Below are 1,804 nucleotides of genomic sequence, written 5' to 3'. Positions count from 1 at the left end.
TTTGCAATTGGACACACTCCCATTAGAGTTTTTCGAGTAGAGTCGAAAAACTCCAACGACTACTCTAACGGAATTGTCTCAAAATCTAGACTGAGTTGGAATACACCTTCTTGTTAGACGCTTACGTATATTTGTATTAGTTGGTGTAGAACGATAATTAATGAAATAGCGATGAGCACAGAAATGAATGGTAAAGTACTTCCAACTAATAAAGTATGAAAAGAATGAAAGGATTAAAGAACCGTTGAAAATCAAAACAGATTAAATTGTTAACTCAAAAGAATATAAGAAATATTGCGAAATTTACTCTACTAATGGGAGGATCTTCCCATGTTAATAGAACTAAGAAAAACAGATATCGAACAGAACGAATACCTTATCTGGAATTCATATATTCATTTTATTGCTACTACACCATATGAAGAATTAAATGATGTGCAGCGTGTAGCACATTTATGTTTTTGGTATGATAGTGAAGTACAAAATGGGGGCCATTTACAGTATTTTGAGAATCGACGAGCCTTATATATTGAAGAAACTCTTAAATCTTTAAGCATAGTAAAGGGTTACGAGCAAAAAGAAATCCTTCAGAAGGCATATAAACAATACAGATCAAAGTTTAGAACAATTATTAGAACCGTGCAGGAATTTGTGAATACAGCTCGTGAGGGCGAATATGAAGAATTGGATAATACTTATTATAATTGCCAGCCTCGTTTAATTGATTTAATGAATAATTACTTGCAAGAAAACGTAAAAGAATTCATCAAAATAATAGATTAGTAGGTAATTCTAAGTTGGTAGTAAATAACATGACATTCACGCACCGGGGCAAAAACATTACAGTGATAGGAGTATCCATGAAGAAATTAAAACTTATGGGCATAGGAGTACTCGCTCTATTAATAATTACACTAATTTTTCACAATTTCTATAAGGATAAATCTCAAGAAATTAAGTCTAAAATGGGATTTCAGTTGATAGCCAACGATATAATACAACTTGAAGGCGCTATTATGTTTCAGATTGAAAACAATTGGTCTGATCCAAACAATGTCCTGGAGAAAATAGAGGACGTAATTGAGAGTATCTATATTACCCAAGAAGTCACCAGCAAACTCAATATATTGGCGGACAAAGATAAAGAAGTATTTTCTAGACTATCAAGTTTTTTTGAAGGTTTTCCAAAATATTCGGGATTTCCTAATAATAAAATTAATGATAAAGAAATTCAGATGTTCGAAGAATTAAGAGAAGATTTAAGGGTAGTTGGATGGGGGATGAACATAAGTTATTCTAGCGACTGGAATGAATTTACGGAGAAAGTAAATAAACTAATGGATAGTAGGTACAGCAAGACAAGAAGAGAACATTTATTTAGGACGTGATTAAATGACTGATTTAGTAATTCGGAAAGCAGATAAGGATGATGAAGCTTTTCTGCTAGAAATGATGTACCTTTCATTATTCACTCCTGAAGGAGAAATTCCTTTTAGTAGGGATATTTTAAAAGAGCCATCAATCTTGAAGTATGTAGAGGGATGGGGATATTGGCTATATAGCTTTAATAGATGAAGAACCTGTTGGATCTGTGACAGCTCGGTTTTTCAGTGAAGAGAACAAAGGATTTGGATTTGTTGATTCAAAAACTCCAGAATTAGGAACGGCAATTATGCCTCATGACCTATGCACCTCGAGGTAAACACTGGTAAATATCTGGTCTAGGTGTAACCCAAAGAAGCATGAGGTAGTGCTCAGGCCAAAATAATTCAATAAGTCTTGCAAACCTCCGTACATTTGTGTC

The 1,804-nt window shown here is 33.6% G+C and carries 3 protein-coding genes; all 3 read left to right on the top strand.

All coding sequences use genetic code 11. The annotated features are described in order from the left end of the window. Window positions 1-330: 330 nt before the first annotated feature. The 3 genes from GSF01_RS29075 (at window position 331) to GSF01_RS29065 (ending at window position 1,575) form a co-directional block, all read left to right on the top strand. Window positions 331-783 carry a DMP19 family protein gene (locus GSF01_RS29075; protein WP_159888758.1) on the top strand — a complete coding sequence of 151 codons (453 nt, stop codon included), beginning with the start codon at window positions 331-333 and terminating at the stop codon, window positions 781-783. A 77-nt stretch (window positions 784-860) separates the two neighbouring features. Continuing rightward, complete coding sequence (locus GSF01_RS29070; RefSeq protein ID WP_159888757.1) at window positions 861-1,388, top strand: hypothetical protein; 528 nt, start codon at window positions 861-863, stop codon at window positions 1,386-1,388. Between the two features lie 4 nt (window positions 1,389-1,392). Beyond that, on the top strand, window positions 1,393-1,575 hold the full coding sequence (locus GSF01_RS29065; RefSeq protein WP_159888756.1) for a hypothetical protein: 183 nt from the start codon (window positions 1,393-1,395) through the stop codon (window positions 1,573-1,575). The last annotated feature ends 229 nt before the right edge of the window (window positions 1,576-1,804 follow it).

Source organism: Paenibacillus puerhi (assembly GCF_009846885.1).
Taxonomy (GTDB): Bacteria; Bacillota; Bacilli; order Paenibacillales; family NBRC-103111; genus Paenibacillus_G; species Paenibacillus_G puerhi.
This window is presented reverse-complemented; position numbering and strand designations above follow the sequence as displayed.

What these genes read in the sequence shown, in the direction of transcription:
- GSF01_RS29065 (WP_159888756.1), top strand. Translation starts at nt 1,393, where the DNA reads ATGACTGATTTAGTAATTCGGAAAGCAGATAAGGATGATGAAGCTTTT.
- GSF01_RS29075 (WP_159888758.1), top strand. Translation starts at nt 331, where the DNA reads ATGTTAATAGAACTAAGAAAAACAGATATCGAACAGAACGAATACCTT.
- GSF01_RS29070 (WP_159888757.1), top strand. Translation starts at nt 861, where the DNA reads ATGAAGAAATTAAAACTTATGGGCATAGGAGTACTCGCTCTATTAATA.